At 73.2% G+C, this 12608-nt stretch carries 12 protein-coding genes; 8 read left to right on the forward strand and 4 right to left on the reverse strand.

The window, feature by feature from the left end; genetic code table 11:
- The first annotated feature begins 133 nt into the window (after positions 1-133).
- The gene (locus ACFPZJ_RS05590; RefSeq protein ID WP_381018028.1) at positions 134-2575 is read left to right on the forward strand and encodes a right-handed parallel beta-helix repeat-containing protein; all 2442 of its coding nucleotides are present in this window, start codon (positions 134-136) and stop codon (positions 2573-2575) included.
- Here ACFPZJ_RS05590 and ACFPZJ_RS05595 read toward each other — a convergent pair.
- Positions 2545-4791, reverse strand: a complete 2247-nt coding sequence (locus ACFPZJ_RS05595) for a hypothetical protein (RefSeq protein ID WP_381018974.1) — start codon at positions 4789-4791, stop codon at positions 2545-2547. The genes ACFPZJ_RS05590 and ACFPZJ_RS05595 overlap by 31 nt on opposite strands.
- Positions 4792-5319: 528 nt before the next feature.
- Here ACFPZJ_RS05595 and ACFPZJ_RS05600 point away from each other — a divergent pair.
- Together ACFPZJ_RS05600 and ACFPZJ_RS05605 are read left to right on the forward strand one after the other, a co-directional pair.
- Positions 5320-6141 carry a DeoR/GlpR family DNA-binding transcription regulator gene (locus ACFPZJ_RS05600; protein ID WP_381018030.1) on the forward strand — a complete coding sequence of 274 codons (822 nt, stop codon included), beginning with the start codon at positions 5320-5322 and terminating at the stop codon, positions 6139-6141.
- 149 nt (positions 6142-6290) lie between these two features.
- Positions 6291-6761, forward strand: coding sequence for an SRPBCC family protein (locus tag ACFPZJ_RS05605; protein ID WP_381018033.1), 471 nt, complete (start codon positions 6291-6293; stop codon positions 6759-6761).
- 2 nt (positions 6762-6763) lie between these two features.
- On the opposite strand, the gene cds1 is transcribed toward ACFPZJ_RS05605, so the two are convergent.
- Positions 6764-7888, reverse strand: coding sequence for an L-cysteine desulfhydrase Cds1 (cds1, locus tag ACFPZJ_RS05610; protein WP_381018035.1), 1125 nt, complete (start codon positions 7886-7888; stop codon positions 6764-6766).
- A 352-nt stretch (positions 7889-8240) separates the two neighbouring features.
- On the opposite strand from cds1, the gene ACFPZJ_RS05615 reads away from it, so the two are divergent.
- Entirely contained in the window at positions 8241-8564 is a 324-nt protein-coding gene (locus tag ACFPZJ_RS05615; RefSeq protein WP_381018037.1) for a hypothetical protein, read from the forward strand.
- A gap of 195 nt (positions 8565-8759) precedes the next feature.
- Entirely contained in the window at positions 8760-9302 is a 543-nt protein-coding gene (locus tag ACFPZJ_RS05620) for an ATP-binding protein (protein WP_381018040.1), read from the forward strand.
- A 301-nt stretch (positions 9303-9603) separates the two neighbouring features.
- Here the strand turns inward: ACFPZJ_RS05620 and ACFPZJ_RS05625 are convergent, their stop codons facing one another.
- Positions 9604-9888, reverse strand: coding sequence for an SHOCT domain-containing protein (locus tag ACFPZJ_RS05625; protein WP_381018043.1), 285 nt, complete (start codon positions 9886-9888; stop codon positions 9604-9606).
- Between the two features lie 177 nt (positions 9889-10065).
- On the opposite strand from ACFPZJ_RS05625, the gene ACFPZJ_RS05630 reads away from it, so the two are divergent.
- The 3 genes from ACFPZJ_RS05630 to ACFPZJ_RS05640 are packed head-to-tail and all read left to right on the forward strand — an operon-like array spanning position 10066 to position 12140.
- The gene (locus tag ACFPZJ_RS05630; protein WP_381018046.1) at positions 10066-10629 is read left to right on the forward strand and encodes a TetR/AcrR family transcriptional regulator; all 564 of its coding nucleotides are present in this window, start codon (positions 10066-10068) and stop codon (positions 10627-10629) included.
- A gap of 27 nt (positions 10630-10656) precedes the next feature.
- Positions 10657-11235: a DUF4865 family protein gene (locus ACFPZJ_RS05635; RefSeq protein ID WP_381018049.1), complete on the forward strand. Its 579-nt coding sequence runs from the start codon at positions 10657-10659 to the stop codon at positions 11233-11235.
- Positions 11232-12140 (forward strand): phosphotriesterase family protein, encoded by a 909-nt coding sequence (locus ACFPZJ_RS05640; protein WP_381018052.1) that lies wholly within the window; start codon positions 11232-11234, stop codon positions 12138-12140. Before ACFPZJ_RS05635 ends, ACFPZJ_RS05640 begins: the two co-directional genes overlap by 4 nt.
- A gap of 19 nt (positions 12141-12159) precedes the next feature.
- On the opposite strand, the gene ACFPZJ_RS05645 is transcribed toward ACFPZJ_RS05640, so the two are convergent.
- Complete coding sequence (locus ACFPZJ_RS05645; RefSeq protein WP_381018055.1) at positions 12160-12567, reverse strand: PPOX class F420-dependent oxidoreductase; 408 nt, start codon at positions 12565-12567, stop codon at positions 12160-12162.
- Between the last annotated feature and the right edge of the window lie 41 nt (positions 12568-12608).

Below are 12608 nucleotides of genomic sequence, written 5' to 3' on the forward strand. Positions count from 1 at the left end.
GGGCGCGCCGGTGTCGACATGCGCATGCGCTTCAGGCCCGCAGGGCCGAGCACGGTCGCGGACTCGACGGCGGCCGTGGTGCCCCGCAGGCGAACGAGCGATCAGTACGACGAGGTGGGGGCACAGCTACACCATGGCACAGGGCACGGTCCAGGTGACGCACACCGGCACGTCGCGGTGGCGGCGCCGCACGGGTGAGTACGCATCGCTCGCCGCCGCCCTGGAGGCCGCGGCCGACGGCGACGTGCTCACCGTCGCTCCCGGCACCTACCGGGAGAACCTCGTCGTGCAGCGGGCGGTGACCCTGCGCGGTCCCGAGGGCTCCCCCGGTTCGGTGCGGATCGCGCCCGTGGACGGGGTGCCGCTGACCGTACGGGCCTCGGCGGTCGTCCAGGATCTGCATGTGGAGGGCCAGGACGCGGCCGCTCCGGCGGTGCTGGTCGAGGAGGGCACGCCGGAGCTGAGGGACGTCCGGGTCGTCACGCGGTCCGCGGCCGGGATCGAGGTGCGCGGGAGCGCCCGGCCGACGGTGCGCCGCTGCACGGTGGACAATCCGGCGGGCATCGGCATCGCCGTCCTCGACGGCGGGGGCGGGGTGTTCGAGGAGTGCGAGGTCGTCGCGGCCGGGCAGGCGGGCGTGGCGGTGCGCGGCGGCGCCCACCCGCGTCTGGACCGCTGCCGGATCCACCACGCCTCCGGTTCGGGCCTGTCGGCGACCGGCGAGAACTCCGCCCTGGAGGCGGTGGGTTGTGAGGTGTACGAGGTGCGGGGCAGCGGCGTGCAGGTGACCAACCGGGCCACCGCGCACCTGACCGACTGCGATGTGCACCGCACCACCGCCGACGGTGTCACGCTCGACACGGACGCCGTCCTCACGCTCGCCGACTGCCGCATCCACGACATCCCCGAGAACGCGATCGACCTGCGGTCCCGTTCCGTGCTCACCCTGACCCGCACCAGCGTGCGACAGTTCGGGCGCAACGGCCTGTCGGTGTGGGATCCGGGCACGCGCGTGGACGCCAACCAGTGCGAGATCTTCGACAGCACGGGCGACTATCCGGCGGTGTGGGTGAGCGACGGGGCCACCGTGGTGCTCGACTCCTGCCGCGTGCACGACGTGCCGGACGCGCTGTTCGTCCTCGACCGCGGTTCGCGCGCGGACGTCGTCGACAGCGACCTGTCCCAGGTGCGCAACACGGCCGTGTCGGTGAGCGACGGCGCCACGGCCCAGCTCGACGACTGCCGGATCCGGGACGCGGCGACGGGTGCCTGGTTCCGCGACCACGGCAGCGGCGGCACCCTCAACAACTGCGCCCTGGACGGCACCCAGACCGGCGTGATCGTCACCAAGGGCGCCGACCCGACCGTCGAACGGTGCACGATCGACTCCCCTGCGGAGGCCGGGGTCTACGTCTCCGCCGGCGGCCGCGGCAGCTTCCTGAACTGCCGGGTGACGGGCAGCGGCGGCTACGGCTTCCACGTGATCGACGGCAGCCGTACGACGCTCAGGAAGTGCCGCACGGAGCGGTGCGCGCGCGGCGGGTACGAGTTCGCCGACGGCGGTGCGGACGGGGCGTCCGGCGCGGGCCCCGTCGTCGAGGACTGCGCGAGCGACGAGAGCGGCAGCCTGAAACCGCCGGTGGCGCAGGAGACGGCCGTGCAGACGGTCGGCCACTCCCCCGGCCTGCTGGGCGCTGTCCCCGGGCAGCGCGCCCAGCAGGAGCCGCCCGCCGCCGCCCCGGCCCCTGAGCCCGACAAGCCGGTCCGCACCTCCAAGGCCGTCCTCGGTGAACTCGACGCGCTGGTGGGCCTCGAGAGCGTCAAGCGCGAGGTGCGCGCGCTGACCGACATGATCGAGGTGGGCCGGCGCCGGCAGCAGGCGGGCCTGAAGGCGGCCTCCGTCAAGCGGCACCTGGTCTTCACCGGCTCCCCCGGTACCGGCAAGACGACCGTCGCCCGCCTGTACGGCGAGATCCTCGCCTCCCTCGGCGTGCTGGAGAAAGGCCACCTGGTCGAGGTGTCCCGGGTGGATCTGGTCGGCGAGCACATCGGCTCCACCGCCATCCGCACCCAGGAGGCCTTCGAAAGGGCCCGCGGAGGCGTGCTGTTCATCGACGAGGCATACGCGCTCTCCCCCGAGGACGCCGGGCGCGACTTCGGCAAGGAGGCCATCGACACGCTCGTGAAGCTGATGGAGGACCACCGGGACGCGGTGGTGGTGATCGTCGCTGGCTACACGGCCGAGATGGAACGCTTCCTTTCCGTCAACCCCGGCGTGGCCTCCCGCTTCTCGCGGACCATCACCTTCAGCGACTACGGCCCCGAGGAACTGCTGCGGATCGTGGAGCAGCAGGCCGAGGAGCACGAGTACCGACTGGCGCCGGGCGCGACGGAGGCGCTGCTGAAGTACTTCACCGCGATACCGAAGGGTCCTGCGTTCGGCAACGGACGTACAGCGCGGCAGACGTTCGAGGCCATGGTGGAACGGCACGCGAGCCGGGTCGCCCAGCTGGACGACCCGAGCACGGACGACCTGACCCTGCTCTACGCGGAGGACCTTCCCGAGCTGCCCTGAGACTCCCCGTCCTGCGGCCCGGTGCGGGGCGGCGGTACGCACGGCCGCAGCCGGACCAGCAGCCGGTGTCGTTCCTCGGCGAACGCCGGGTCCGCCTGGTAGTCGGAGTGCCCCAGGATCGGCGAGGGCAGCGGGTGCAGGTCGGTGCGGCCGAAGGCGAGCGGGTCCTTCAGGGGCTCGTGGTCCACCTCGGGGCCGCGGTCGCCGGGCAGCCGCACCGGGCCGCCGATGGGGTCGGTGAGCCGGTACAGGTTGCGCCAGCAGTCGACCTCGCGGTGCAGCGAGGTGAGCGCGGCCGGGCCGAAGTGGGCCGGGAACCAGCGGCCGTACAGGCGCTCCAACGGCGATCCGTACGTCAGCAGCGCGACCCGTCTGCGGACGGACGGCGCGAGCTGCCAGGCGGCGGCCGCGGCGAGGACGCTGCCCTGGGAGTGCCCGGAGATGACCAGTCGGCCCCCGGTGGCGCGGGTCCAGGTCGCCATGCGCCAGGTCAGGTCGGGCACGGCGCGCTCGGCGTAGCAGGGCGGGGCGAACGGGTGGGCGGCGCGCGGCCAGAAGGTGCCGACGTCCCACAGGATGCCGATGGTGCGGCGCGCGGATGCGTCCTTGTAGGCGCGCCGGCCCCAGGTGACGAACAGGATGAAACCGAGTCCGATCAGCCAGGAGCCGAGCGCCTCGGCGGTCTCGGCGGCGCCGTGCAGGAGGTCGTAGGTGTTCTCGGTGGCCCGGCCGGGCGTCTTCCTGGTGGCGAGGGCGCCCACGAGCGCGCCGGCGCCCAGCAGCAGGGTCGCGGCGGAGATCACGCCGACGAGGAGGGGCGCCTGGTCGGTGAGCGTGGCCATCGCCCGCGCGGACGCGATACGGCGGGTGCGCCCCGGGTCCCCGGCCTCGTCCGGGTAGTCGCGTTCCACGACGGCGCGCTCGGCGCGGGCGAGCCGCCAGGCGCGTCGGGCCAGCCGGCCGGACAGCACCAGCAGCACCACGAGCAGCGGCGGGATCGCGGAGGCCTGCCAGGTCAGCAGGACCGGCGGGCCGGCGAGCGAGGCACGGGTGCCGTCCAGCCAGTCGGACACCCGCTGGGCGACGCCGCCGGACATCACGCCGCCCAGCGCACAGGCCAGCATCGCGACCGCGGGCCCTCCGAGTCCGCGCAGCACGGCACGCGGGTCGGGCCGAGTGCGGTGGAGGAGGCGGGCGACCACGGCGAGGACGATCACGATCAGCCCCTGAACGAAGGCGATGCCGCCGAAGGTGGCGTCCCCGGGCAGCCGGCCCGACGATTCCCACTGCGGGCGTTCCCACCCGGCGTACACCAGGGTGAGCGCGAGAAGGAGGAGGGCGGCGAGCGGCAGGCGGTGGACGAGGTGCTCGTCGAGTTCCCGGTCCAGGCGGTTCTCGGTGCGGCCCCGGCGGCAGACCACCCACACCACGGTGATCGCGCCGGCCGCGAGCGCCGCCTCCAGGAGCAGGCCCAGGATCTCCAGGACGGCCGGGCCGCCGGGCGCGCGGTCGTACCGGGCGGCGGCGCTGCCGACCGCCGCGGCGACCGTCAGCAGACCGGCGGCGGTGTGCGCGGCGCGCAGCCGGGCCACCAGACGGCGGCCGTACCAGAAGCCGGGCCGGCCCAGGGCGGTGCGGCCACCGTCCTCGTCGGGCTTCAGCGTGCGGCTCATGGGCTGCTGGGACTCGTACGCGTTCCAGGTGCGCAGGGACAGGTACCACAGCAGGCCGGTCAGCGCGGTCGGCACCAGGGCCGCCAGGGCGAGCCTGCGGCCGGGGCGGCTCCACCAGCCGCCGTCGGAGACCGTGGGCGACAGGAAGCCCAGCCAGGAGTGCCGGTCGGCGCACGCGCGCGTGCCCGCGCACTGCCATGCGGCGAGATCGAGGGCGACCTCGCAGGCGGCGGCCACGAGCAGCACCGTGAGGGTCAGTCCGGTCAGCCGCACCAGCAGCCCGTACAGACGGACGGTGCGCGTGCGGCCCTGGGAGTCGGGGCGCATCCAGTGGGCGAGGTTGACCACCATGAACGGCAGGAGTAACAGCCACAGGGCGCGCGTGCCGTTCCCGGAGGTCAGGTTGCACCAGACGTAGGCCTCGGGCACCGGCCCGTCGCGCCGGCGGCCGGGTCTGGTCTCGGCGTCGACGTCGTCGGCGCGCCGGAAGACGGCCGCGATGCCGTCGCCGGTGATCCGTTCCGTGCGCGGATCGTTGAGCATCTCCTGCGGCGTGGTGCCGCCGACCCCGTGGACCAGGAGTTCCAGGGCGGTCCCGGTCTCGGGTCGGCCGTTCTCGCCGGTCTCGCCGGTCTCGCCGGTCTCGCCGGTCTCGCCGGTCTCGCCGGTCTCGCCGGTCTCGCCGGTCTCGCCGGTCTCGCCGGTCTCGCCGGTCTCGCCGGTCGAGGCACGTTCCTGTGCATGGTCCACTGTTCGCACTTCCCCCGTGACGCGCCGTCGGCTCTTTCTGTGCGGGAATCGAGGATCTCCGCCGCGGAGGCGGCGCACACCTCTCGTCACGGAATCTCCCCGATCCGGATGACGGACGGGTAACGAAACCGGCACGAGTGGCATGCACGCGACCAGCATGCGGTGGCGCGGTCGGCGACGCGGCGTGCGAGGATGGGGCGCCCGCGCACCCCGGTCGGGGAGAATGTCCTTGTCGAGGGGCCTCCCTGCGGAGTCGAGAACTCGGGGGAAGGTGCGCAGGGCGTGTCGGACGGCAAGTGAGGCGAAAGGACCGGAGCGTACGTGAGCGAGAATCAGAACCTCCTCGCGGAGCAGCGGCGCGCCCTGATCCTGGACGAGGTGCGGCGCCGGGGCGGGGTCCGCGTCAACGAGCTGACCCGCAAGCTCGGCGTGTCGGACATGACGGTCCGCCGCGACCTCGACGCGCTCGCCCGGCAGGGTGTGCTGGAGAAGGTGCACGGCGGCGCGGTCCCGGTGGTCGAGGCGAGCACGCACGAGCCGGGCTTCGAGGCCAAGTCGGGCCTGGAGCTGAGCGCCAAGGAGGACATCGCGCGGGCCGCGGCCGAGCTGGTCCCGCCGGGCGCGGCGATCGCGCTGTCGGGCGGGACGACGACGTACGCGCTGGCGCACCAGCTGCTGGACGTGCCGGACCTGACGGTCGTCACCAACTCGGTGCGGGTGGCCGACGTCTTCCATGCGGCGCAGCGCACCTCGGGTCCGCGGCAGGGCGCGGCCACGGTGGTGCTGACCGGCGGGGTGCGCACGCCGTCCGACTCGCTGGTGGGCCCGGTGGCCGACCAGGCGATCGCGGCGCTCCACTTCGATCTGCTGTTCCTCGGTGTGCACGGGATATCGCTGGAGGCGGGCCTGTCGACGCCGAACCTGGCGGAGGCCGAGACCAACCGGCGGCTGGTGCAGTCGGCCCGGCGGGTCGTGGTGGTGGCCGACCACACGAAGTGGGGCGTGGTGGGTCTGAGCTCGTTCGCGAAGCTGGAGCAGGTCGACACTCTGGTGACCGACGCCGGTCTGGAGGCGGAGGCGCGCGCGGAGGTCTCCGAGCACCTGCGGCTGATCGTGGCGGGCGAGCCGGAGAACGGCGACTGAGACCGCAACCGGAACGACGACCGGTACCCCAGCCGGAACTTCGACCGGAGCAGTGGTCGGAACCGCGACCGGCCGGCTCCTGACGCCTGACGGGTCATCAGCTATGGTGCCGGTGGCCGAAGGTCAGGCCACGGGAGGGGGTTCGTCCAATGGCTCGCCGTCTGCGTCCGGTGGGGCTCGACTTCGTCGCGTCCGCTCCCGTACGGCTGGTCCACGCCCGCGAGATCACCGCTGCGCCCGAGGCGGTGTTCCGGGCGCTCGCCGAGGACGTGCCGGGCTGGGCGGAGTGGTTCCCGCAGGTGGTGCTCGCCCGGCCGGCCGACGGCGGGGCGGGGCGCGAGGTCCGGCTCAAGGGCGGCATCCGGTGCAGGGAGACGATCCTCGCGGCGCGGGAGCCGGAGCTGTACGCCTATCGCGTCGACGTCACCAACGCGCCGGGCGTCCGGGCCATCGCCGAGGAGTGGCGGCTCGTCCCGGCCGGAACCGGTACCCGTGTGCGGTGGACGTTCGCCGCCGAGGGATCGGTGGCGCTCCGGCTCGCTGTGAGGCCGTTCCGGGCGGCTCAGGCCCGTGCCTTCCGGGACGCCGTCACGGCACTGGACCGGCGACTGGGCGGATAGCGTCAGTCGGCCCAGACACCTGTCCGCAGCAGCGACTCGATCGCCGCCGCGTACGGCTCGATGTCCAGGCCCTGCTCGACCAGCCAGGCGTCCGAGTAGTACTTGTCCAGGTACCGGTCGCCCGGATCGCACAACAGCGTCACCACGCTGCCCTGCCGCCCCTCGGACACCATCTCGGCGACGATCTTCAGCGCGCTCCACAGCCCGGTGCCGGTCGAGCCGCCCGCCCTGCGGCCGATGGCCCGCTCCAGCGCCCGCACGGCGGCGATGCTGGCCGCGTCGGGCACCTTCATCATCCGGTCGACGGCGCCCGGCACGAAGCTCGGCTCCATGCGGGGCCGGCCGATGCCCTCGATGCGGGAGCCGCAGTCGCAGGTGACGTCCGGATCGCCGGTGGTCCAGCCCTCGAAGAAACAGGAGTTGTCCGGGTCGGCGACACAGATGCGGGTGTCGTACTGCATGTAGTGCACATAGCGCGCGATGGTCGCGGAGGTGCCGCCGGTGCCGGCCGTGGCGACGATCCACGCGGGCTCCGGGAACCGCTCCAACCGCAGCTGCCGGAAGACGGATTCGGCGATGTTGTTGTTGCCACGCCAGTCCGTGGCCCGTTCGGCGTAGGTGAACTGGTCCATGTAGTGGCCGCCGGTCTCGGCCGCGAGGCGGGCGGACTCCTCGTACATGGTGCGGGGGTCGTCCACGAAGTGGCACTGCCCGCCGTGGAACTCGATCAGGCGGATCTTCTCTGCGCTCGTCGTGCGCGGCATGACGGCGATGAAGGGCACGCCGATCAGCTTGGCGAAGTACGCCTCGGAGACCGCCGTGGAGCCGCTGGACGCCTCGATCACCGGCCGGCCCGGCCGGATCCAGCCGTTGCACAGGCCGTAGAGGAACAGGGAACGGGCGAGCCGGTGCTTGAGGCTGCCGGTGGGGTGTGTCGACTCGTCCTTGAGGTACAGGTCGATGCCCCAGCGCTCGGGGAGGGGGAAGCGGAGCAGGTGCGTGTCGGCCGAGCGGTTGGCGTCGGCCTGGACCCTGCGGACGGCTTCTTTCAGCCAGGCGCGGTAGGCGTCGTCCGTGCGGTCGACATCGAGGGTCACGCCGGTACGGGTCTGCTGTGGGGTGGTCACGAGGGGCTCCTTACGCTGCGCGCCGACGGCACGTCGCGCGGCCGACACACCGATCATAAGCACCTACTGCACGCTGCTCACCTGCATAAACGCATCTTTGAGCCCCCCAAAGCGCCCCCTGGGGCAGGGCACGGGGCACGGGGGCGCGCGGTCCTGGCGGCACACTCTCACCCGTGCTCCGGGCGCCCCCGGGCCGGGCCGTCGCCCGGGGTGGTGCTCGGCGTCGGGTGCGGGCAGACTGCACCGCGTCGGGCCATGTCCCGAACGGGGCACACTGGATCACGACACGAGCCGGTGCCGGCCCACGGGAAGCACGGTCCGGCACACCGACGCGCACAAGGGGGCGGGTGGCATGGCGGAGCCGGAGTTCACGGCCACGGGCGTGCGGATCGGGAAGCGGCTGCGTTCGCTCACCCGGGCCGGGCAGGTCCGAATCAGCGACGGCCGGCTGCAGTTGCTCACCAGTTACGGCAGTGAGATCGACAGTGCGCCGGTGCAGGCGGTGCGGGCCTCCAAGCCGTGGTTCGCCCCGGAGGACCGGGCCTTGGCCGATCTCAACGGCAAGCGGTACCTGCTGACGCTGGGCGAGCACGATCCCGCGCCGGGCGAGCCGGGACCGCCGGCGGCGCGGCGTTTCATCGAGGCCGTGCGCAGGGCGGCGAAGCGCGGCCACTGAGATGTCGGCGAGTTGCGCTGCCTCACCCCTTGCGTCACGCTGTTCTCACGTCACTCTGGGTTTACCGGCGATAACGCTGCGAACCAGCCCGCCGGCCACGACAGCAGGCGGCAGTGTCACGCAGGCGCCCTGCTGGATCCGTCTTCCGTGTTCTTCCGGACGTCCTTCGGGACCTCACGTCGGGGAGTCGCAGCCGTGATCAGTCACCCAAGCAGGCACTGCACGGTGGAGCTCCAAGCCCTGCCGTCGCGGATCGGCCAGGTCCGCAGAATCGTATCTGCGCAGTTGCGCTACTGGCATCTGGATTCCCTGATCGACCGGGCCTCGCTCGGTGTGACGGAGCTGTTGTCCAACGTGCACCGGCACGCCCAGCCCGACAAGACGTGCACCGTGGAGATAGAGCTGCTGCTCGACCGGCTCAAGGTCTCGGTGCGCGACCACGATCCGCGGCTGCCCGTCGTGGGCGACATCGACGACATGGCGCCGCTCGCGACGTGCGGGCGCGGGCTGGCGATGGTGGCCGCGATGAGCGAGAGCTGGGGCGCGCGGCCGGACGGCGAGTCCGGCAAGGTCGTCTGGTTCACGCTCCCGGTTTCCGCGCCGACGGTGGCACCGCCGGCGCGCCCACTGCGCCGGGCGGCGCAGGACAAACCCGCGCACCGGTTCGCGGAGGTCGCGCCCGCGGCCGAGGGCCTCAGGCCCGAACACGCTCCCGCCCGGTCCGCCGTCGCAGGCTGACCGGGCGGTGACCCGTCGTCGCGGCGGGGGCGGCGGGGCGGCGTGGGCCATCCCAGCGGCCACGTCGTCGACGTGCGGGACGAGGTGCCACTTTCACGGCGCCGACGCCCCGGGCGGCCGTCCCCCGACTGACCGTGTGCCGGCCGTCCGGGTCGGGCCGTTCGAGCCGTTCAGGTCGCTCGGGCCGCTCATGCCGGTCGTCCGGGCCGGGCCGGGCCGCTCCGGCCGCTCGGGCCGCTCCGGCCGCTCCGGCCGTTCGGGCCGTTCGGGCCGTCCGTGATGTACGTGCCGGTCGTCGTGGTCATGCCGCACCGCCCTTGGCCGAGCGGCCGAACTCCTCGTTCAGCACGGACAGGCGGCGCCAGTACTCGTCCTCGTCGATCTCGCCGGAGGCGAAGCGGTGGCCGAGGACGGCGATGGGCGAGTGGTCCTCGACGACGGGCCGCCGGGGTCCGCCGCGACGCCCGCCCCACACCGTGCGGCGCAGCACTGCGATGCCGCCGCCGATGACCAGCGCCCAGATCAACGGGAGGAACAGGATCCACGGGCCGGGCCCGCCGTCGCCGAAGTGCGCCAGGGTCTGCATGTCGGTTCAACTCCTCGGAATGCCGTTCTGCGTCGTCCTCCGAGAGTCGCCCCCCGAGGGGTCCCCGGTCGTCGTACGGCCGGCGGCCGTGCGGGTACCGCCCGGGGAGTAGACGGGTGCCCTGCCGTCGCACCAGGGGCGTCGACTGCTGTAACTACTAGTATGTACACTGCCCGTATGAACACCTCCGAGCGACTGATCCAGTCCACGCGTGAACTGTTGTGGGAGCGCGGATACGTGGGGACCAGCCCGAAGGCGATCCTGGAGCGGGCGGGCGCCGGGCAGGGCAGCATGTACCACCACTTCAAGGGCAAGCCCGACCTCGCGCTGACCGCGATCCGGCGGACCGCCGAGGAGATGCGGGCCACCGCCGAGGGAGTACTCGGCGGGCCGGGAACGCCGTACGAGCGGATCGAGGCGTATCTGCGACGGGAGCGGGACGTGCTGCGGGGCTGTCCGGTCGGCCGGCTGACGATGGACCCGGACGTGATCGCCAGCGACGAGCTGCGCGCCCCGGTCGACGAGACGCTCGACTGGCTGCGGGAGCGTATCGCCGGGATCGTCGAGGAAGGCAAGGAGCAGGGCGGGTTCGCCCCCGACCTGGACGGCGAGGAGGTCGCGGCGGCCGTCGTCGCCACCGTCCAGGGCGGTTATGTCCTCGCCCGGGCGTCCGGGTCCCCCGCGGCCTTCGACGCGGGCGTGCGCGGGCTGCTGTCGCTGCTCGGTTCGCGCACCGCCTGACCAGATCCAGCCGAGGAGGCACACGCGTTGCACGCGATGCAGTACGAACTCACCCTGCCCGCCGACTACGACATGAGCCTCGTCCGCGACCGCGTCGCCCGCGTCGGGCACGTGCTCGACGCCTGGGACGGACTCGGCGTCAAGGCGTACCTGATGCGCGAGCGTGGCGGGCACGGCTCGCCGGTCAACCAGTACGCGCCGTTCTACCTGTGGAACTCGATGGAGGGCATGAACGCCTTCCTCTGGGGCGGCGGCTTCCAGGGGCTCAGCGACGACTTCGGGCGGCCCCGGGTGCGGCAGTGGACGGGTCTGGCGTACGAGGAAGGGGGCGGTTCTGCCGCGCTGTTCGCGGTGCGTCGGCGGCAACCGGTGCCGGACGCGGCCCGGTTGGCGAAGGTCGCGGAGGAGGCGGTGGGCGAGGTGGGGCGGCTGGCGGAACACGACGGGGCGGTGCTCGCGGCGGCCGCCGTGGACACCAGCCGCTGGGAACTGGTGCACTTCTCGCTGTGGGCGCACGACGCGCCCGACGCGGACGGCGACGTGTTCCAGGTGCTGCACCTGTCGGCGCCGGGCCGGGACCGGCTTCCCCGGGGACGCCAGTGGTGAGCGCGGTCCGCACGGTGCTCGGGGACGTGCCAGCCGAGCAGCTGGGGATGTGCGACGCGCACGACCACCTCTTCTTCGGCAGTCCCCGGCTGCCCGGCCAGGAGCTGCGCGACGTGTCGGCGGCGCGGGCCGAACTGGCGGCGTTCCGCGCGCTGGGCGGTGCGGCCGTGGTGCAGTGGACGCCGTACGGGCTGGGGCGGCGGGCGGCCGATCTGCCACCGCTGTCCCGTGACACCGGGGTGCACGTGGTGGCCGCGACCGGGCTGCACCAGGCCGTGCACTACGACGAGGAGACACTCGGCGGGCTGCGCGGCAGGCTCGCCGAGGTGTTCGTGGCCGAACTGACCGACGGGATCGGGGCATCGGGGGTGCGGGCGGGTCTCGTCAAGGTAGCGGGCGGTTTCCACGCGCTCGACGCGCACGCCCGCTGGACGATGACGGCGGCGGCCGAGGCCCACCACGCCACGGGCGCGCCGATCGCCGTGCACCTGGAGCTCGGGACCGCCGCCCTGGACGTACTGGACCTGCTGTGCGGCGAGTTGGGGGTGCCGCCGCACCGGGTGGTGCTCGGGCACCTCAACCGCTCCCCCGATCCCGTCGTGCACCGGCAGGCGGCCCGGGCCGGCTGCTATCTGGCCTTCGACGGTCCGTCACGCGCCCACCACGCCACCGACTGGCGGATGCCGGACGCTGTCCGGGCTCTTGCCGAGGCCGGCTTCGGTGACCGGCTGCTGTTGGGCGGCGACACCACGACGGCCGCCGCCCGCTCGGTGAACGGCGGCCCGGGGATGCCGTACCTGCTGCGCCGGGTCGCCCCGCGGCTCGCCGTGGAGCTGGGTGAGGACCTCGTGGGCCGTGTCCTCACGGAGAATCCACGCCGAGCGTTCGCCGCGAACTGGCGCTGAGTTCCGGCCGGTTCGGGCGTCAGCTGCCCTTCATCGCGCCCCAGCCGTGCCAACGGTCGACCTCGATCCGGGCACTGACCCGGCCGCGGTTGCGCTCCGGATACGGCTTGCCGGTGTAGTGCTCAGCGAGCCGGTCGATGTCGGCCAGGTCCTCGTCGTCGTAGATCTCCACGACACGGCCGATGAGCGTCACATGGGTGTACCAGTCGTCGTCGGCGAGTACGGTCAGCGTCACGCGCGGATCGCGGCGCAGGTGCTTGAGCCGTACGCGGCCCTCGTCCATGTTGACGAGCACCCGGCCGTCCGCCCACTCGTACCAGGTGGCGGCGGAGACGGGCGTGCCGTCGGACCGCAGGGTGGCGATGACGCACGGGTTGGGGCGGCGCAGCAGCGCGTCGGCCTGGGGCGGCAGCGGGGGCTTGGCCATGGGTTCTCCCTCTGTTTCGTCCGGACGACGGTGTTCACGTG

The organism is Streptomyces bullii (assembly GCF_042657145.1).
Taxonomy (GTDB): domain Bacteria; phylum Actinomycetota; class Actinomycetes; order Streptomycetales; family Streptomycetaceae; genus Streptomyces; species Streptomyces bullii.

Coding starts and splice junctions, on each gene's coding strand:
- ACFPZJ_RS05590 (WP_381018028.1), top strand. CDS start 134: ATGGCACAGGGCACGGTCCAGGTGACGCACACCGGCACGTCGCGGTGG.
- ACFPZJ_RS05595 (WP_381018974.1), bottom strand. CDS start 4,791: ATGCTCAACGATCCGCGCACGGAACGGATCACCGGCGACGGCATCGCG.
- ACFPZJ_RS05605 (WP_381018033.1), top strand. CDS start 6,291: ATGGCTCGCCGTCTGCGTCCGGTGGGGCTCGACTTCGTCGCGTCCGCT.
- ACFPZJ_RS05615 (WP_381018037.1), top strand. CDS start 8,241: ATGGCGGAGCCGGAGTTCACGGCCACGGGCGTGCGGATCGGGAAGCGG.
- ACFPZJ_RS05625 (WP_381018043.1), bottom strand. CDS start 9,888: ATGCAGACCCTGGCGCACTTCGGCGACGGCGGGCCCGGCCCGTGGATC.
- ACFPZJ_RS05630 (WP_381018046.1), top strand. CDS start 10,066: ATGAACACCTCCGAGCGACTGATCCAGTCCACGCGTGAACTGTTGTGG.
- ACFPZJ_RS05645 (WP_381018055.1), bottom strand. CDS start 12,567: ATGGCCAAGCCCCCGCTGCCGCCCCAGGCCGACGCGCTGCTGCGCCGC.